Origin of the sequence: Streptomyces sp. NBC_01431 (assembly GCF_036231355.1) — a bacterium.
Taxonomy (GTDB): Bacteria; Actinomycetota; Actinomycetes; order Streptomycetales; family Streptomycetaceae; genus Streptomyces.
Genome location: NZ_CP109496.1, coordinates 2,346,155 through 2,363,514, shown reverse-complemented (window position 1 = coordinate 2,363,514; position 17,360 = coordinate 2,346,155). Strand labels below are relative to the sequence as shown.

Genomic DNA, 17,360 nt, shown 5'->3' with positions numbered 1-17,360 from the left:
TTCCGGCCGCCGTCGTACGCCGGGTGCCCGCGAGGGGTGGTCCAAGTGCCGGGAATCGGGTACATACGGACGGGTAGCACCACTCGGTAACGGGCAGCCGCCCGCAGCCATCAGCCCGCGGCGAGGAGAACCCCTCATGACCGCACCACAGCACACCGTCAAGGTCTCCGAGCGCGAGGCCCGCCAGGTCGCCGAGGCCGCCCGCGAGCAGGACTGGCGCAAGCCCAGCTTCGCGAAGGAACTCTTCCTCGGACGCCTGCGCCTCGACCTGATCCACCCCCATCCCCAGCCCGCCCCCGACGACGTGGCGCGCGGCGAGGCCTTCCTCGCCAAGATGCGCGACTTCTGCGAGAACCGGGTCGACGGCCGCCTCATCGAGCGCGAGTCGCGGATCCCCGACGAGGTGGTGAACGGGCTCAAGGAGCTCGGCGCCTTCGGGATGAAGATCGACACGAAGTACGGCGGCCAGGGGCTGACCCAGGTCTACTACAACAGGGCGCTCACGCTGGCCGGCTCGGCGAGCCCGGCCATAGGGGCGCTGCTCTCCGCGCACCAGTCGATCGGCGTACCGCAGCCGCTGAAACTGTTCGGCACCCAGGAGCAGAAGGACACCTTCCTGCCGCGCTGCGCCCGTACCGACATCTCGGCCTTCCTGCTCACCGAGCCCGACGTGGGCTCCGACCCGGCGCGGCTGGCGACCTCGGCGGTGCCCGACGGCGACGACTACGTCCTGGACGGGGTCAAGCTGTGGACCACCAACGGCGTCGTCGCGGACCTGCTCGTCGTGATGGCCCGGGTACCGAAGTCCGAGGGCCACAAGGGCGGCATCACGGCCTTCGTGGTCGAGACGGCGTCGCCGGGCGTCACGGTCGAGAACCGCAACGCCTTCATGGGCCTGCGCGGGATCGAGAACGGCGTCACGCGCTTCCACCAGGTCCGCGTTCCGGCCGCCAACAGGATCGGCCCCGAGGGCTCCGGCCTCAAGATCGCGCTGACCACGCTGAACACCGGCCGGCTCTCGCTGCCCGCGATGTGCGTGGGCAGCGGCAAGTGGTGCCTGAAGATCGCCCGTGAATGGTCGGGCGTACGCGAGCAGTGGGGCCGGCCGGTCGCCCGGCACGAGGCGGTCGGCGCGAAGATCTCCTTCATCGCCGCGACCACCTTCGCCCTCGAAGCCATGACGGACCTCTCCTCGCAGATGGCGGACGAGAGCCGCAACGACATCCGCATCGAGGCGGCCCTCGCCAAGCTGTACGGCTCCGAGATGGGCTGGCTGATGGCGGACGAACTGGTCCAGATCCGCGGCGGCCGCGGCTTCGAGACCGCCGACTCGCTGGCCGCCCGTGGAGAGCGCGCCGTCCCCGCCGAGCAGATGCTCCGCGACATGCGGATCAACCGGATCTTCGAGGGCTCCACGGAGATCATGCACCTGCTGATCGCCCGGGAGGCGGTCGACGCCCACCTGTCGGTGGCGGGCGACCTCATCGACCCCGAGAAGTCCCTCCAGGACAAGGCGAAGGCGGGTGCCAACGCGGCCGGGTTCTACGCCAAGTGGCTGCCCAAGCTGGTCACGGGTCCCGGTCAACTCCCGCGCTCGTACGCCGAGTTCGGGCCGCTCGCCCAGCATCTTCGGTACGCCGAGCGCGCCGCGCGCAAGCTCGCCCGCTCGACGTTCTACGCGATGTCGCGCTGGCAGGGCCGGATGGAGACCAAGCAGGGCTTCCTGGGCAGGATCGTGGACATCGGGGCCGAACTGTTCGCGATGAGCGCGGCCTGTGTGCGGGCCGAGCACCTGCGCACCACCGGCGACCACGGGCGCGAGGCGGTCCAACTGGCCGACACGTTCTGCCGCCAGTCCCGCATCCGCGTCGAAGAACTCTTCACCCGGCTGTGGAGCAACACCGACGACCTCGACCGCAAGATCGTCGAGGGGGTGCTCGACGGTGCCTACACCTGGCTGGAGGAGGGCGTCATCGACCCCTCCGACGACGGCCCCTGGATCGCGGACGCGACCCCGGGCCCGGCCAAGCGCGACAACGTCCACCGGCCAATCCGCTGATTTCGTAGGGCAGTTGGGGTACCGGAGCGGCCGAGGTCCGCTCCGGTGCGCGGTCGGTGACCGGGACAACCAGCCCTGCGACGCGCTCTTCGAGACCGTCGATCCATACCTGGCCCGGCTCGGCGAGGCCCGGCTCGGACAGCGGTTGTGGCGGGCCCGCAGCACTCGTTGCGGGCCCATTGCCAGGAGCGCTGTCCGGGCGCACAGCGGATGCGGCAACAATGGGGGGCATGAGCGACAGCCCAGCCCCCCTCGCCGACCCCCATATCGCCTTCGATCCGGCCGAAGGCCGACGCGATGTGGTCGTCCTCGGATCCACCGGGTCCATCGGTACCCAGGCCATCGACCTGGTCCTGCGCAACCCCGACCGCTTCCGTGTGACCGCGCTGTCCGCGGCCGGCGGCCGGGTCGGGCTGCTGGCCGAGCAGGCCCGCCAGCTGAAGGTGCGTACGGTCGCGGTCGCCCGCGAGGACGCCGTGCCCGCGCTGCGCGAGGCACTCGCCGCACAGTACGGCGGCGAGCCGCTGCCCGAGATCCTCGCGGGCCCCGACGCCGCCACCGAACTGGCCGCGACGCCTTGCCACACCGTGCTCAACGGGATCACCGGCTCGATCGGGCTCGCCCCGACGCTCGCCGCCCTGCGGGCCGGGCGCACGCTCGCGCTTGCCAACAAGGAGTCGCTGATCGTCGGCGGCCCGCTCGTGAAGGCCGTCGCCAAGCCCGGCCAGATCATCCCGGTCGACTCCGAGCACGCCGCCCTGTTCCAGGCGCTGGCCGCCGGCAAGCGGGCCGATGTGCGCAAGCTCGTCGTGACCGCCTCCGGCGGGCCCTTCCGGGGGCGTACCAGGAGCGAGCTCGCGGACGTCACCCCGGCCGACGCGCTCGCCCACCCCACCTGGGCGATGGGCCCCGTCATCACCGTCAACTCGGCGACCCTGGTCAACAAGGGCCTGGAGGTGATCGAGGCCCACCTGCTGTACGACATCCCCTTCGAGCGGATCGAGGTCGTCGTCCACCCCCAGTCCTACGTCCACTCCATGGTCGAGTTCACCGACGGCTCCACGCTGGCCCAGGCAACCCCGCCCGACATGCGCGGACCGATCGCCATCGGCCTCGGCTGGCCCGAGCGGGTCCCGAACGCGGCGCCCGCCTTCGACTGGTCCAAGGCCTCGACCTGGGAGTTCTTCCCGCTCGACAACGAGGCCTTCCCCTCGGTGGGACTCGCCCGGCACGTCGGGGAACTGGGCGGGACGGCTCCGGCGGTGTTCAATGCCGCGAACGAGGAGTGCGTGGACGCGTTCCTGGCCGGTCGGCTGCCGTTCAGCGGCATCATGGAAACCGTCACCGACGTGGTGACGGAGCACGGCAGGCCCGCCTCGGGAACCTCCCTCACGGTCTCGGACGTCCTTGAAGCGGAGACCTGGGCACGTTCCCGGGCCCGGGAACTCGCCGTGAAGGCAACAGCGGAGGCACGCGCATGACGATCCTGTTGACGGTCCTCGGCATAGCGCTGTTCGCCGTCGGGCTGCTCATCTCCATCGCCTGGCACGAGCTCGGCCACCTCTCCACGGCCAAGCTCTTCGGCATCCGCGTACCCCAGTACATGGTCGGCTTCGGCCCCACCATCTGGTCGCGCAAGAAGGGCGATACCGAGTACGGGATCAAGGCGATTCCGGCCGGCGGCTACATCCGCATGATCGGCATGTTCCCGCCCGGCGAGGACGGTCGCATCCAGGCGCGCTCCAGCTCGCCCTTCCGCAGCATGATCGAGGACGCCAGGGCGGCGGCCTTCGAAGAGCTCCAGCCGGGTGACGAGGACCGCCTCTTCTACACGCGCAAGCCGTGGAAGCGCGTCATCGTCATGTTCGCGGGTCCGTTCATGAACCTGGTGCTCGCGGTCGCGATCTTCCTCGCCGTCCTCATGGGCTTCGGCACCGCGACCCAGACCACCGAGGTCGCCGGCGTCCAGAAGTGCGTGATCGCGCAGAGCGAGAAGCGCGAGACCTGCAAGGCGGGCGACGCCGTGTCGCCCGCCGAAGCCGCCGGGATGAAGACCGGTGACAAGATCGTCGCCTTCGACGGCAAGCCCGTGAAGAACTGGTCCGACCTCTCGGACCGGATCCGCGAGACCATCGGCCCGGCCACGGTCACCGTGGAGCGCGGCGGTCAGCAGGTCGTCCTGCACCCCACGCTCGCCAAGAACATGGTGGCCAAGAAGGGCTCCGACGGCCAGGCAGTCCCGGACCAGTACGTTCCGGCCGGCTACCTCGGCTTCGCCGCCAAGACCGAGATCCAGCCGCTCGGCTTCGGCGAGTCCGTCAACCGCATGGGCGACATGGTGGACAACGGCGTGCACTCGATCATCGCGCTGCCGGGCAAGATCCCCGACCTGTGGAACGCGGCCTTCGACGGCGGCGAGCGCAAGGCCGACTCCCCGGTGGGCGTGGTCGGCGCGGCCCGCATCAGCGGCGAGGTGCTCAACCTGGACGCCCCGACGCCGAACATCATCGCCACGTTCCTGTTCCTGCTGGCCGGCTTCAACCTCTCGCTGTTCCTCTTCAACATGCTCCCGCTGCTCCCGCTGGACGGCGGCCACATCGCCGGAGCCCTGTGGGAGTCGCTGCGCCGCAACGTCGCCCGCGTGCTCAAGCGGCCCGACCCGGGCCCGTTCGACGTGGCGAAGCTGATGCCGGTCGCGTACGTGGTGGCCGGAATCTTCATCTGCTTCACGCTGCTGGTGCTGGTGGCCGACGTGGTGAATCCGGTGAAGATCACCTGACGGACACGGGGGACAGCTGCGCCGTACGCGGACGGCGTGCGCGGTCTCCTTCGGGCGAGGGGGCGGCTCGGGCGCACAGCGTGCCCGTGCCGCCCCTTAGCGTGAACTGTCGAGGCACCGTGTGCCCGGGGCGCTCGCGGTGACGTAACCTCGAAGGCTGGAGCCCGCCGATCTCGGGACCTTGATCCACACCTTGGGGTTGCACAGCAGATGACTGCGATTTCACTGGGAATGCCGTCCGTACCGACCAAGCTGGCCGAGCGTCGCAAGAGCCGCCAGATCCAGGTCGGTTCCGTGGCGGTCGGCGGGGACGCACCCGTCTCGGTGCAGTCCATGACGACGACGCGTACCTCGGACATCGGGGCGACGCTGCAACAGATCGCGGAGCTGACGGCGTCGGGCTGCCAGATCGTCCGGGTCGCCTGCCCGACGCAGGACGACGCGGACGCGCTCGCGACGATCGCGCGGAAGTCGCAGATCCCGGTGATCGCCGACATCCACTTCCAGCCGAAGTACGTCTTCGCGGCGATCGATGCCGGGTGTGCCGCGGTGCGGGTGAACCCGGGCAACATCAAGCAGTTCGACGACAAGGTCAAGGAGATCGCGCTCGCCGCGAAGGACGCCGGGACGCCGATCCGGATCGGCGTGAACGCGGGCTCGCTGGACGCGCGGCTGCTGAAGAAGTACGGGAAGGCGACGCCCGAGGCGCTGGTGGAGTCCGCGCTGTGGGAGGCCTCCCTCTTCGAGGAGCACGGCTTCCGGGACATCAAGATCTCGGTGAAGCACAACGACCCGGTGGTCATGGTGAATGCCTACCGGCAGCTCGCGGCGCAGTGTGACTACCCGCTGCACCTGGGCGTGACGGAGGCCGGTCCGGCGTTCCAGGGGACGATCAAGTCGGCGGTGGCGTTCGGCGCGCTGCTGGCCGAGGGCATCGGCGACACGATCCGGGTCTCGCTCTCGGCTCCTCCGGCGGAGGAGATCAAGGTCGGTATCCAGATCCTGGAGTCGCTGAACCTGCGCCAGCGCCGCCTGGAGATCGTGTCGTGCCCGTCGTGCGGTCGTGCCCAGGTGGACGTGTACAAGCTGGCCGAGGAGGTCACGGCGGGGCTTGAGGGCATGGAGGTCCCGCTGAGGGTCGCGGTCATGGGCTGTGTGGTGAACGGTCCGGGCGAGGCGCGTGAGGCGGATCTGGGTGTGGCCTCGGGCAACGGCAAGGGCCAGATCTTCGTGAAGGGCGAGGTCATCAAGACCGTGCCGGAGTCGAAGATCGTGGAGACGCTGATCGACGAGGCGATGAAGATCGCCGAGCAGATGGAGAAGGACGGCATCGCCTCGGGCGAGCCGCAGGTGTCGGTGGCGGGCTGACGCCTTCCCCACCCCGCACCTTCCCAACCGGGGGCACCACCCCCGGGCCCGCGCCCCCGCGAAGCCCCGGGCGGCGGAGCCTTGGTGGTGCGGGGTATGGGGGCGCCGCCCCCGGGGTGGCAGGTACAGTGCGGAGATCAGCAGACCGTACCGTGAGGCCCCCTCGTGTTGACGCAGACCACCACCCGGGTCCTCGAACCCGGCGACCTCGGCGCGGCGCTCGCCATCCTGGAGAGCGACCCGGTCGCCAACGCCTTCGTGACCTCCCGCGTGCAGATCGCCGGCCTCGACCCCTGGCGCCTGGGCGGCGAGATGTGGGGCTGGTACGCCGACGGACGGCTCCGCTCGCTCTGCTACTCCGGTGCCAACCTCGTACCGATCTGCGCGACCCCCGAGGCGGTACGTTCCTTCGCCGACCGCGCCCGCCGCACCGGCCGCCGCTGCTCCTCGATCGTCGGCCCCGCCGAATCCACCGCCCAGCTGTGGCGCCTGCTCGAACCGCACTGGGGACCGGCCCGCGACGTACGCCCGCACCAGCCGCTCATGGTCACCGAGCGGATGCCGGACGACATCGAGCCCGACCCGTACGTCCGCCGGATCCGCAAGGACGAGATGGACGCGATCATGCCGGCCTGCGTCGCCATGTTCACCGAGGAGGTCGGCGTCTCCCCGCTCGCGGGCGACGGCGGTCTGCTCTACCAGGCCCGCGTCGCCGAACTCGTGGGATCCGGGCGCTCGTTCGCCCGCATCGAGGACGGCAAGGTCGTCTTCAAGGCCGAGATCGGCGCCGCCACCACCCAGGCCTGCCAGATCCAGGGCGTCTGGGTCGCCCCCGAACACCGCGGCAGGGGCCTGTCCGCCACCGGTATGGCGGCCGTCCTGCGCTACGCCCTCGCCGACGTCGCCCCCGTCGTGAGCCTGTACGTCAACGACTTCAACGCTCCCGCACGAGCCTGCTACCGGCGGGTCGGATTCCGTGAGACCGGGGCGTTCATGAGCGTGCTGTTCTGAGGTTAGGGTGCGCCCATGGCTCCTGACTCTGACGCAGTGGTCGGCCCGCTCGACCTCGCGGCCCGCGTGGACGAAGCGCTCGCCGTGCAGGCGGTCGCCTTCGGCCTGAGCGCCGACGAGGTCGGGGTCCGCCGCCACATCGTGCTGCGTCACCTGTCCCAGCCCGGCGCGAGGGCGCTCGGAGCCACCACCCCCGAGGGGCGGCTGGCCGGGTTCGTGTACGGGATGCCCAACGACCGTGCCCACTGGTGGTCCACCGTCGTCGAGCCCTACCTGCGCAACAACGGCGCCGACCACTGGCTCGACGACTCCTTCGTCATCACCGAACTCCACGTCCACCCCGAATTTCAGGGCCGGGGCCTGGGCCGGGCGCTCATCACCACCATCACCGACACCGCCACCGAACCCCGCTCGATCCTCTCCGCGATCGACACGGAGAGCCCTGCTCGCGCCCTGTACCGGGGGCTCGGCTACGTCGATCTGGCCGAGCGGGTGCACTTCCCCAGCGCGGCGCGACCGTACGCGGTGATGGGCGCGCACCTTCCGTTGCTGCGCCACGGATGAACGCCGTCGGGTAAACGGATTTCCGCGCACTCGGGCCACCCGGCTAACCTCCTGGCATCACCCCGTGCACGTACAGGAGATAAATCCATGGCAGCCGCCCACGTCCAGCGCATGTCCCGTCTGATGGCCAAGACACTGCGCGACGACCCGGCGGACGCCGAGACGCTCAGCCACAAGCTCCTGGTCCGCGCCGGTTACGTGCGCCGCAACGCCGCCGGCATCTGGACCTGGCTGCCGCTCGGCAAGAAGGTCCTGGACAACATCTCCACCGTCGTGCGCGAGGAGATGGACGCCATCGGGGCGCAGGAGGTCCTGCTGCCCGCGCTGCTGCCCAAGGACGCGTACGAGGCGAGCGGCCGCTGGGAGGAGTACGGCGACCTGCTGTTCCGCCTCAAGGACCGCAAGGGCGGCGAGTACCTGCTCGGCCCGACGCACGAAGAGATCTTCACGCAGACGGTCAAGGACCAGTGCACGTCCTACAAGGACCTGCCGGTGATGCTCTACCAGATCCAGACCAAGTACCGCGACGAGGCCCGCCCGCGCTCCGGCGTGCTGCGCGGCCGCGAGTTCCAGATGAAGGACTCGTACTCCTTCGACACCACCGACGAGGGCCTCGCCGAGTCGTACGCGCTGCACCGCGCGGCCTACCAGAAGATCTTCGCGCGGCTCGGCCTGGACTACCGCATCGTCTCCGCGGTGTCCGGCGCCATGGGCGGCTCGGCCTCGGAGGAGTTCCTGGCGCCGGCCGCGGCGGGCGAGGACACGTTCGTGGACTGCCCGGCGTGCGAGTACGCGGCGAACACGGAAGCCGTGACGTTCGTGGCCGCGCCCGTCGACGGCTCGGCGCACGGGCCGGTCGAGGAGCTGGCCACCCCCGACACCCCCACCATCGAGACCCTCGCCGCGCTCCTGGGTGTGCCGGCCTCGGCGACCCTGAAGAACCTCCTGGTCAAGGTCGACGGCGAGATCGTCGCGGTCGGCGTGCCCGGCGACCGCGAGGTCGACCTCGGCAAGCTCGGCGAGCACCTGGCCCCGGCGGTCGTGGAGCTCGTGACGGCCGAGGACTTCGCGGACCGTCCCGACCTGGTACGCGGCTACGTCGGCCCGCAGGGACTGGAGAAGGTCCGCTACATCGCCGACCCGCGCATCGCGCCCGGCACTGCGTGGATCACCGGCGCCAACAAGGCGGACACCCACGCGCGCAACGTGGTCTGCGGCCGTGACTTCGAGGTCGACGACTACCTCGACGTCGTCGTGGTCGAGGAGGGCGACCCCTGCCCGTCCTGCGGTGCGGGCCTCAAGCTCGACCGCGCGATCGAGATCGGCCACATCTTCCAGCTGGGCCGCAAGTACGCCGACACATTCCAGCTCGACGTGCTCGGCAAGGAGGGCAAGCCGGTGCGGGTCACGATGGGCTCGTACGGCATCGGCGTCTCGCGGGCCGTTGCCGCCCTCGCCGAGCAGAGCGCGGATGACAAGGGGCTGTGCTGGCCGGCCGAGATCGCTCCGGCGGACGTGCACGTCGTCGCCGCGGGCAAGGCGGTCCAGACCGAGGCCGCGCTCGACGCGGCGGAGCAGCTGCGCGCGGCCGGGCTGCGGGTCCTGGTCGACGACCGGGCCGGGGTGTCGCCGGGCGTGAAGTTCACCGACGCGGAGCTGATCGGCGTCCCGAAGATCCTGGTCGCCGGTCGCCGCGTCGGGGAAGGCGTCTTCGAGCTGAAGGACCGCCGCACGGGCACCCGCGAAGAGCTCCCCCTGGCGGAAGCGATCGCCCGCCTGACGGCCTGACCTTCCCTCCCACTCCTCCGCCCCCGGTACACGCTCCGGGGGCGGAGGGGAGGGCTCACAGCCAGCCCGCGAACTCCAGCAGCAGTTCCGCGTCCCGGTGGCGGCCCGCCGCTCGGGCGCGCAGGCCGGACTCGACCGCGCGGAACAGGGTCCAGCCGTGCAGCCGCCCGGCGTCGACGTCCAGCGAGTCGGCCAGTTTGCCGACGCGGCGACGAGCCGCGGACGCCCCGCTCGGCGCCGCGATCAGGTCCTCCACCCGGTCCCGGACCAACCGCGCCAGGTCATAGGCCCGTTCGCCCACCAACGGCTCCGGCCCCACCGTCAGCCACGGCGCGCGCTCACCCGAAAGCACCTTGCTCTGGCGGAAGTTGCCGTGCAGCAGGAGCAACTCGCCTGCGGAGGCGGCCAGTTCATCGCGCGCCGCGAGTGCGGCCGAGACGAGCGGGGCGAGTTCGGGATCCTGCGGCGCCCGCATCGGCACGGACTGCCGCCGCGTGCGCTCGGCCACCGTCTCGAAGGCGTGGCCCCCCGGCGGCTCCACCCACAGCCGCCGCACCGTGCCCGCCGCCTCCAGGAGCGCCTTCGCCTCGGGCAGCGAGCGCAGGGACACCTCGGGATGCAGCCGCTCCAGGAGCAGCGTCCCGTCCACGGCCCGCGCGTCGAGCAACCGCGCCGCGCCCCAGCCGTTCCAGTGCGCCAGGGCCGCGCCCTCCAGGTCCGGGCGGGCGAAGTCCGGGGCGACCTTGAGCGCGGCGGGAGTGCCGTCCGGACGGTGTACGAGGACGACCAGGCTGGAGCGGCCGCCGGGAGCCTGCACCCGGTCGACGGTGAGGCCGCGCCGGGCCGCCGCCTCCTCGGCCAGCTCGGGCAGCCGGCCGAGCCACGGCCCGGCCAGCTCCTCCCCGTACGTCTCGCCGAGCGCGCGTACCAGCCGCTCAGGCGGTTCGAAAGCCATGCGTGTTGTGCCCCTTGCTCAGGTACTAGCTGGTGGAACCGGTGCGCTCGGGCGTTCCGCGAGCCCAGGAAAGGCTACGCTGCCGCCCCGCCAGCGAACGGCCCGCACCGCCGCCTCCCGCAGGGCCGCGGCGGCGTCCTGACGCAGCGCCCCCTCGGTGGCCCGCACGAGATCGGAGTAGACGTCGGCGACGCGGTCCTCAAGCTCCGCTGCCAGCCGCAGCGCGGAGGCGGCGTCCGGCACGGCGAACGGCAGGGCGTAGGCGGCGGCCGCCGCCACCGGCGATCCGCCCAGGTCACGCACCGTACGGGCGAGCAGGTCGCGGCGGGAGCGGTGGGCGGCGTAGGCCTCGCGGGCCTGGGTGGCGCGGGCGTCGGCGAGCCGGCCGCCGAGCACCCCGTACCCGTACACCGCGGCGTGTTCGGCGGCCAGCGCGGCCTGTGCCGCGTCAAGTGCCCGAGCGGTCACCGCGCACCTCCGGCGAGCAGATAAGCGTGCCCGGCGCCGGACGCCGCGACCGAGGCGAGCAGCCGGGCCAGTTCCGGCGGAGCGGTGGCGAGCGCCGCCAACTGGGCGTCGGAGGTGAGCCGTTCGGCGTCCGCGAGTTGTTTGACGGCCTCCTCGGCGTCGGCCGGAACCGGCGAGACGGCGGGCGGCGGCGAGGGCGCGGGGGAGGGCGCGGCGGCCGGCCCGAGCGCGGTGGTGTGCTGGACGGCCTGGTCGCGCAGGGGCGCGAGCCGGTCCCGGAGCGTGGGGTGCATCGCGAGGACCGCGTCGTACCGGTCGACGAGCGCCCGGCTCGCGGCCGAGGTGCGCGCGCGCAGCGCCGCCTCCGCGCGGGCCGCGGCTTCGCGCACGCCGGGCGTGGGCGTACCACCGTGCGACGCGCCACCGGAGCAGCCGGCCAGCAGTCCGGCCGCCGCCGCGCCCGTCGCGGCCAGCACACGTCTGCGCGTGGTCCCCGTGTGCGGCACGAATCTCTCCCTGGGTACGGATCAGCCGGTGACCGAGTGATCACCGCAGGCGAGCGTACCCGCGGGCCCCGGGCCGTGGACGGCAACACCCCCCGGGACCGGATACCCTTTGACCTGACGGCGGCGGTTCGATGACGGCCGCCGTACGCGACGATCCCCACAACAGCAGACGCGGCCGAGGAGTCACCCGGATGAGCACGACCCAGAGCGACAGGCTGCGCGGTCTCCTTGAACCGCTCGTCGGCGCGGAGGACCTCGACCTCGAGGAGATCGAGGTGTCCCGGGCGGGCCGCCGTCGCGTGCTGCGGATCGTGGTCGACTCGGACGAGGGCGTGGAACTCGACGCCTGCGCCGAGCTGAGCCGGGCCGTGTCCGAGCTGCTCGACCAGAGCGATGTGATGGGTGATGAGGAGTACGTCCTCGAAGTGACGTCTCCGGGCGCCGAGCGCCCGCTCACCGAACCGCGCCACTACGTACGCAACACCGGACGCCTGGCCAGGCTGCACCTGCACGACGGCGGCGAGCTGGTGGCGCGGATCCTCAAGGCCGACGACGAAGGCATCGACGCCGAGATCCCGGGCGTGAAGGGGCGCAAGCCCACCGCCCGCCGGATCGCGTTCTCGGAGATCGCCAAGGCGCGGGTCGAGATCGAGTTCAACCGCAAAGACAAAGACATCAAGAACGACGTTGACAACGAAGAGGAGGCGTAGCCGTGGACATCGACATGAGTGCCCTGCGGGGTCTGGTCCGGGAGAAGGAGATCTCCTTCGACCTGCTGGTCGAGGCGATCGAGTCGGCGCTCCTCATCGCCTACCACCGCACCGAGGGCAGCTTCCGGCGTGCGCGCGTGAAGCTCGACCGTGAGAACGGTCATGTCACGGTGTGGGCGAAGGAAGACCCGGCCGACCTCGAAGAGGGGCAGGAGGCCAAGGAGTTCGACGACACCCCGTCCGACTTCGGCCGCATCGCGGCGAGCACCGCCAAGCAGGTCATCCTGCAGCGGCTGCGCGACGCCGAGGACGACATCACCTTCGGTGAGTTCGCCGGGCGTGAGGGCGACGTCATCACCGGTGTCGTCCAGCAGGGCAAGGACCCGAAGAACGTGCTGGTCGACATCGGCAAGATGGAGGCCATGCTCCCGGTGCAGGAGCAGGTGCCGGGCGAGGAGTACACGCACGGGCTGCGCCTGCGCACGTACGTCGTCCGGGTGGCGAAGGGTGTGCGCGGTCCCTCCGTGACGCTGTCGCGCACCCACCCGAACCTGGTGAAGAAGCTCTTCGCCCTGGAGGTCCCCGAGATCGCCGACGGTTCGGTGGAGATCTCGGCGATCGCCCGCGAGGCCGGTCACCGCACCAAGATCGCGGTGCGTTCGACGCGCAGCGGCCTCAACGCCAAGGGCGCCTGCATCGGCCCGATGGGCGGCCGGGTCCGCAACGTCATGGCCGAGCTGCACGGCGAGAAGATCGACATCGTCGACTGGTCGGACGACCCGGCGGAGATGGTGGCCAACGCGCTGTCCCCGGCCCGGGTCTCCAAGGTCGAGGTCGTGGACCTGGGGGCCCGTTCCGCCCGGGTGACCGTGCCGGACTACCAGCTCTCGCTGGCCATCGGCAAGGAAGGGCAGAACGCCCGGCTCGCCGCCCGCCTCACCGGCTGGCGCATCGACATCCGCCCGGACACCGAGCAGCCCGCTCACGACGCCGGGGAATAACAAGTGGCCCCGACCCCGTTCTTCGGGGGAGGGTGAGCTTTCTGGACAACAACCGTTCGATTTTTGCCCCCAAGGGGTGAGGTCGGTGCGGGGAGGTAGACTTAAACGTGTCTGGCCGGACGCACGCCCGCGCCTGCCCTGAGCGAACCTGCGTGGGATGCCGGGAGCGAGCGGCCAAGAGCGATCTGCTGCGCACCGTGGCGGTCGAGGGTGCTTGCGCCCCCGATCCTCGCGGTACGCTGCCCGGCCGGGGTGCTTATGTGCACCCCGCCTCGGTCTGTCTCGACCTGGCGGTCCGCCGCCGGGCGTTCTCCAGGGCCTTCAAGGTCAAGGAAGCGCTCGACACCGCGGCACTGCGGGAGTACGTCGAGCAGGCAGCAACGTAAGAAGAAGTACGGCACGGAATCCCGTGCGGTCAGGTACCTCGCGAGTTGGAAGTAGGTCGAGATTGCGATGAGCACTCGATGAGTACGCGATGAGTACGCCCATGAAGTAGCGACGGTCCGGCGGTAACCCGGACCTAAAAGGAGCGAAGTGGCTAAGGTCCGGGTATACGAACTCGCCAAGGAGTTCGGGGTGGAGAGCAAGGTCGTCATGGCCAAGCTCCAAGAACTCGGTGAATTCGTCCGTTCGGCGTCCTCGACGATCGAGGCGCCGGTTGTACGCAAGTTGACAGACGCACTGCAGGGTCCCGGCGGCAACGCCGGCAAGTCCGCTGCGAAGCCCGGCGCGCCCCGCAAGGCCGCGCCCTCCCCCGCGGGTAAAGCCGCGGGAGGTGCCCCCATGCCCGCGGCGCCCGCCGCGGCACGTCCCGCTGCCCCCAAGCCCGGCGCCCCGGCCCCCAAGCCGGCCCCCGCCGCGCCCGCCGCCCCGGTCACTCCGGCCCCGGCGAGCAGCACCCCCTCCACTCCGGCTCCGGCCGCCTCGGGCCCCCGCCCGGGTCCGAAGCCCGCCCCGGCCAAGCCGGCCCCGGTCACCCCGGTGCCCGTGGCCGAGTTCTCGGCTCCGGCCCCGGCCCAGCCCGCGGCGCCCCAGGCCCCGCGTCCCGCCGGTGCCACTCCGGGCCCCCGCCCCGCAGCGTCCCGTCCGGCTCCGGCCGGCGGTCAGCGTGAGGGTGGCCAGCGCGACGGTGGCCAGCGTGGCGACCGTCCGGCCCGCCCCGCGGGTCAGGGCGCACCCCGTCCGGGCGGTGCCCGTCCGGCCGGTCCGCGCCCCGGCAACAACCCCTTCACCTCGGGTGGCTCCACCGGAATGGCGCGCCCGCAGGCGCCCCGTCCCGGCGGCGGCGCGCCCCGTCCCGGCGGTGCCGGTGCCCCCGGTGGCGCCCCGCGTCCGCAGGGTGGCCCCGGTGGCGCTCCGCGTCCGCAGGGTCAGGGCGGCGCCCGTCCGAGTCCGGGCGGCATGCCCCGTCCGCAGGGCGGCGCACGTCCCGGTCCCGGAGGGACTGGCGGTGCTCCCGGCGGTAACCGTCCCAACCCCGGCATGATGCCGCAGCGTCCCGCTGCGAGCCCGCGTCCCGGCGGCGGCCCCGGTGGCCGTGGCCCCGGCGGCCCCGGTGGCCGTCCGGGTGGCGGCGGCGGTGCCGGTCGTCCCGGTGGCGGCGGCGGCTTCGCGGGCCGTCCGGCCGGTCCCGGTGGCGGCGGTCGTCCCGGTGGCGGCGGCGGCTTCGGCGGCCCCCGTCCGGGTGGCGGCGCTCCCGGTGGTGGCGGCGGCTTCGGCGGTCGTCCCGGATTCCAGGGCCGTCCCGGTGGCCCGGGTGGCCGCGGTGGCACGCAGGGTGCCTTCGGCCGTCCCGGCGGGCCCGCCCGTCGTGGTCGCAAGTCGAAGCGTCAGAGGCGCCAGGAGTACGAGGCCATGCAGGCCCCGTCGGTGGGCGGCGTCATGCTGCCCCGCGGCAACGGACAGTCCGTCCGTCTGTCGCGCGGTGCCTCGCTGACCGATTTCGCCGAGAAGATCGGCGCCAACCCGGCGTCGCTCGTCGGCGTGATGATGAACCTCGGCGAGATGGTCACCGCCACGCAGTCCGTCTCCGACGAGACGCTGAAGCTCCTCGCGGACGAGATGAACTTCATCCTCGAGATCGTCAGCCCCGAGGAGGAGGACCGCGAGCTGCTCGAGTCCTTCGACATCGAGTTCGGCGAGGACGAGGGCGGCGAGGAGTCCCTCGTCGCGCGTCCGCCGGTCGTGACCGTCATGGGTCACGTCGACCACGGTAAGACCCGCCTTCTGGACGCGATCCGCAAGACGAACGTCATCGCGGGCGAGGCCGGCGGCATCACGCAGCACATCGGTGCGTACCAGGTCGCCACCGAGGTCAACGGTGAGGACCGCAGGATCACCTTCATCGACACCCCGGGTCACGAGGCGTTCACCGCCATGCGTGCCCGTGGTGCCAAGTCCACCGACATCGCGATCCTCGTGGTGGCGGCGAACGACGGTGTGATGCCCCAGACGATCGAGGCGCTGAACCACGCCAAGGCGGCCGACGTGCCGATCGTGGTCGCGGTCAACAAGATCGACGTCGAGGGCGCGGACCCGACCAAGGTGCGCGGTCAGCTCACCGAGTTCGGTCTGGTGGCCGAGGAGTACGGCGGCGACACGATGTTCGTCGACATCTCCGCCAAGCAGGGCCTCAACATCGAGTCCCTCCTTGAGGCCGTCGTCCTCACCGCCGACGCCTCGCTCGACCTGCGGGCCAACCCGGAGCAGGACGCGCAGGGCATCGCGATCGAGTCCCACCTCGACCGCGGCCGCGGCGCCGTTGCGACCGTCCTGGTCCAGCGAGGCACGCTGCGGGTCGGTGACACCATGGTGGTCGGCGACGCGTACGGCCGAGTCCGCGCGATGCTCGACGACAAGGGCGAGAACGTGGAAGAGGCGGGTCCCTCGACCCCGGTCCTCGTCCTCGGTCTCACCAACGTCCCGGGCGCCGGCGACAACTTCCTGGTCGTCGACGAGGACCGTACGGCCCGTCAGATCGCCGAGAAGCGTGCCGCCCGTGAGCGCAACGTCCGCTTCGCCCGCAAGGGTGTGCGGTTCTCCCTGGAGAACCTGGACGAGGCCCTCAAGGCCGGTCTGGTGCAGGAACTCAACCTCATCATCAAGGGCGACGCGTCCGGTTCGGTGGAGGCCCTGGAGGCCTCGCTGCTCCAGCTCGACGTCGGCGACGAGGTCGACATCCGTGTCCTGCACCGCGGTGTGGGTGCGGTCACCGAGTCCGACATCAACCTGGCGACCGGCTCCGACGCGATCGTCATCGGCTTCAACGTCCGCGCTGCGGGCCGCGCGGCACAGATGGCGGACCGCGAAGGCGTCGATGTCCGGTACTACTCGGTCATCTACCAGGCGATCGAAGAGATCGAAGCGGCCCTCAAGGGCATGCTCAAGCCGGAGTACGAAGAGGTCGAGCTCGGCACGGCGGAGATCCGCGAGATCTTCCGCTCGTCCAAGCTGGGCAACATCGCCGGTGTGCTGGTCCGCTCCGGCGAGGTCAAGCGCAACACCAAGGCGCGCCTGCTGCGCGATGGCAAGGTCATCGCGGAGAACCTCAACATCTCCGGTCTGCGGCGCTTCAAGGACGACGTCACCGAGATCCGCGAGGGCTTCGAGGGTGGTATCAACCTCGGAAACTTCAACGACATCAAGATCGACGACGTCATCGCGACGTACGAGATGCGCGAGAAGCCGCGCGGCTAGTCCGCGAGGCTGACCCGTACCTCAGCAGTCGGGGCCGATCGGCGGGAAGATATTTCCGTCGATCGGCCCCGGCCGTTCCGGTACGGTTCTGATGTCCCTGCCAAGCTTTTGGCGGGGTCCTCTAACCCGGACCGGCGGGACATCCGGACATTCATGTATGTGGGGACGCTGTCCTTCGATCTGCTCCTCGGCGACGTACGGTCGTTGAAGGAGAAACGCTCCGTCGTCCGGCCGATAGTCGCCGAACTCCAGCGCAAGTACGCGGTGAGCGTGGCGGAAGTCGGCGACCAGGACCTGCACCGCAGGGCCGAGATCGGCCTGGCGGTGGTCTCCGGGGACACGGGGCACCTCACAGACGTACTCGACCGGTGCGAGCGGCTTGTGGCCGCCCGGCCCGAGGTGGAGCTGCTCTCGGTGAGACGCAGGCTCCACAGCGACGAAGACTGAACACCGAG

General features: G+C 71.2%; 15 protein-coding genes. 12 read left to right on the top strand and 3 right to left on the bottom strand.

The window, feature by feature from the left end:
• Positions 1–136: 136 nt before the first annotated feature.
• The 7 genes from OG522_RS10755 to OG522_RS10725 all read left to right on the top strand — a co-directional run bounded on the left by OG522_RS10755 (position 137) and on the right by OG522_RS10725 (position 9,569).
• Complete coding sequence (locus OG522_RS10755; protein ID WP_329462736.1) at positions 137–2,059, top strand: acyl-CoA dehydrogenase family protein; 1,923 nt, start codon at positions 137–139, stop codon at positions 2,057–2,059.
• A gap of 230 nt (positions 2,060–2,289) precedes the next feature.
• On the top strand, positions 2,290–3,540 hold the full coding sequence (gene dxr / locus OG522_RS10750; RefSeq protein WP_329462735.1) for a 1-deoxy-D-xylulose-5-phosphate reductoisomerase: 1,251 nt from the start codon (positions 2,290–2,292) through the stop codon (positions 3,538–3,540).
• Positions 3,537–4,838 (top strand): M50 family metallopeptidase, encoded by a 1,302-nt coding sequence (locus tag OG522_RS10745; RefSeq protein WP_329462734.1) that lies wholly within the window; start codon positions 3,537–3,539, stop codon positions 4,836–4,838. Before dxr ends, OG522_RS10745 begins: the two co-directional genes overlap by 4 nt.
• Before the next feature lie 210 nt (positions 4,839–5,048).
• Complete coding sequence (ispG, locus tag OG522_RS10740; RefSeq protein ID WP_329462733.1) at positions 5,049–6,206, top strand: flavodoxin-dependent (E)-4-hydroxy-3-methylbut-2-enyl-diphosphate synthase; 1,158 nt, start codon at positions 5,049–5,051, stop codon at positions 6,204–6,206.
• Between the two features lie 168 nt (positions 6,207–6,374).
• The gene (locus tag OG522_RS10735; RefSeq protein ID WP_329467536.1) at positions 6,375–7,217 is read left to right on the top strand and encodes a GNAT family N-acetyltransferase; all 843 of its coding nucleotides are present in this window, start codon (positions 6,375–6,377) and stop codon (positions 7,215–7,217) included.
• Positions 7,218–7,232: 15 nt separating this feature from the next.
• Positions 7,233–7,781 (top strand): GNAT family N-acetyltransferase, encoded by a 549-nt coding sequence (locus tag OG522_RS10730; RefSeq protein ID WP_329462732.1) that lies wholly within the window; start codon positions 7,233–7,235, stop codon positions 7,779–7,781.
• A gap of 87 nt (positions 7,782–7,868) precedes the next feature.
• Positions 7,869–9,569: a proline--tRNA ligase gene (locus tag OG522_RS10725; protein ID WP_329462731.1), complete on the top strand. Its 1,701-nt coding sequence runs from the start codon at positions 7,869–7,871 to the stop codon at positions 9,567–9,569.
• A gap of 55 nt (positions 9,570–9,624) precedes the next feature.
• On the opposite strand, the gene OG522_RS10720 is transcribed toward OG522_RS10725, so the two are convergent.
• Genes OG522_RS10720 through OG522_RS10710 form a run of 3 tightly spaced genes read right to left on the bottom strand, consistent with a single transcriptional unit; the run spans position 9,625 to position 11,498 of the window.
• Entirely contained in the window at positions 9,625–10,524 is a 900-nt protein-coding gene (locus tag OG522_RS10720; protein WP_329462730.1) for an aminoglycoside phosphotransferase family protein, read from the bottom strand.
• An 18-nt stretch (positions 10,525–10,542) separates the two neighbouring features.
• Complete coding sequence (locus OG522_RS10715) at positions 10,543–10,992, bottom strand: ferritin-like domain-containing protein (protein ID WP_329462729.1); 450 nt, start codon at positions 10,990–10,992, stop codon at positions 10,543–10,545.
• Positions 10,989–11,498, bottom strand: a complete 510-nt coding sequence (locus OG522_RS10710; protein WP_329462728.1) for a hypothetical protein — start codon at positions 11,496–11,498, stop codon at positions 10,989–10,991. The genes OG522_RS10715 and OG522_RS10710 overlap by 4 nt, the downstream gene beginning before the upstream one ends.
• Before the next feature lie 191 nt (positions 11,499–11,689).
• Here OG522_RS10710 and rimP point away from each other — a divergent pair, with 191 nt between their 5' ends.
• The 5 genes from rimP (at position 11,690) to OG522_RS10685 (ending at position 17,352) form a co-directional block, all read left to right on the top strand.
• A complete protein-coding gene (gene rimP / locus OG522_RS10705; RefSeq protein WP_329462727.1) occupies positions 11,690–12,208 on the top strand; it encodes a ribosome maturation factor RimP in 519 nt (172 codons plus the stop codon).
• A gap of 2 nt (positions 12,209–12,210) precedes the next feature.
• Positions 12,211–13,209, top strand: coding sequence for a transcription termination factor NusA (gene nusA / locus OG522_RS10700; RefSeq protein WP_329462726.1), 999 nt, complete (start codon positions 12,211–12,213; stop codon positions 13,207–13,209).
• Between the two features lie 107 nt (positions 13,210–13,316).
• On the top strand, positions 13,317–13,595 hold the full coding sequence (locus tag OG522_RS10695) for a YlxR family protein (RefSeq protein ID WP_329462725.1): 279 nt from the start codon (positions 13,317–13,319) through the stop codon (positions 13,593–13,595).
• A gap of 148 nt (positions 13,596–13,743) precedes the next feature.
• A complete protein-coding gene (gene infB / locus OG522_RS10690; protein ID WP_329462724.1) occupies positions 13,744–16,905 on the top strand; it encodes a translation initiation factor IF-2 in 3,162 nt (1,053 codons plus the stop codon).
• Between the two features lie 153 nt (positions 16,906–17,058).
• Positions 17,059–17,352, top strand: a complete 294-nt coding sequence (locus OG522_RS10685) for a DUF503 domain-containing protein (RefSeq protein WP_329462723.1) — start codon at positions 17,059–17,061, stop codon at positions 17,350–17,352.
• Positions 17,353–17,360 lie beyond the last annotated feature (8 nt).

Bases quoted from the DNA above. Each gene is read 5' to 3' on its own strand.
- OG522_RS10685 (WP_329462723.1), top strand. From the start codon at position 17,059: ATGTATGTGGGGACGCTGTCCTTCGATCTGCTCCTCGGCGACGTACGG.
- OG522_RS10725 (WP_329462731.1), top strand. From the start codon at position 7,869: ATGGCAGCCGCCCACGTCCAGCGCATGTCCCGTCTGATGGCCAAGACA.
- OG522_RS10730 (WP_329462732.1), top strand. From the start codon at position 7,233: ATGGCTCCTGACTCTGACGCAGTGGTCGGCCCGCTCGACCTCGCGGCC.
- OG522_RS10755 (WP_329462736.1), top strand. From the start codon at position 137: ATGACCGCACCACAGCACACCGTCAAGGTCTCCGAGCGCGAGGCCCGC.
- OG522_RS10745 (WP_329462734.1), top strand. From the start codon at position 3,537: ATGACGATCCTGTTGACGGTCCTCGGCATAGCGCTGTTCGCCGTCGGG.
- rimP (WP_329462727.1), top strand. From the start codon at position 11,690: ATGAGCACGACCCAGAGCGACAGGCTGCGCGGTCTCCTTGAACCGCTC.
- dxr (WP_329462735.1), top strand. From the start codon at position 2,290: ATGAGCGACAGCCCAGCCCCCCTCGCCGACCCCCATATCGCCTTCGAT.
- OG522_RS10720 (WP_329462730.1), bottom strand. From the start codon at position 10,524: ATGGCTTTCGAACCGCCTGAGCGGCTGGTACGCGCGCTCGGCGAGACG.
- ispG (WP_329462733.1), top strand. From the start codon at position 5,049: ATGACTGCGATTTCACTGGGAATGCCGTCCGTACCGACCAAGCTGGCC.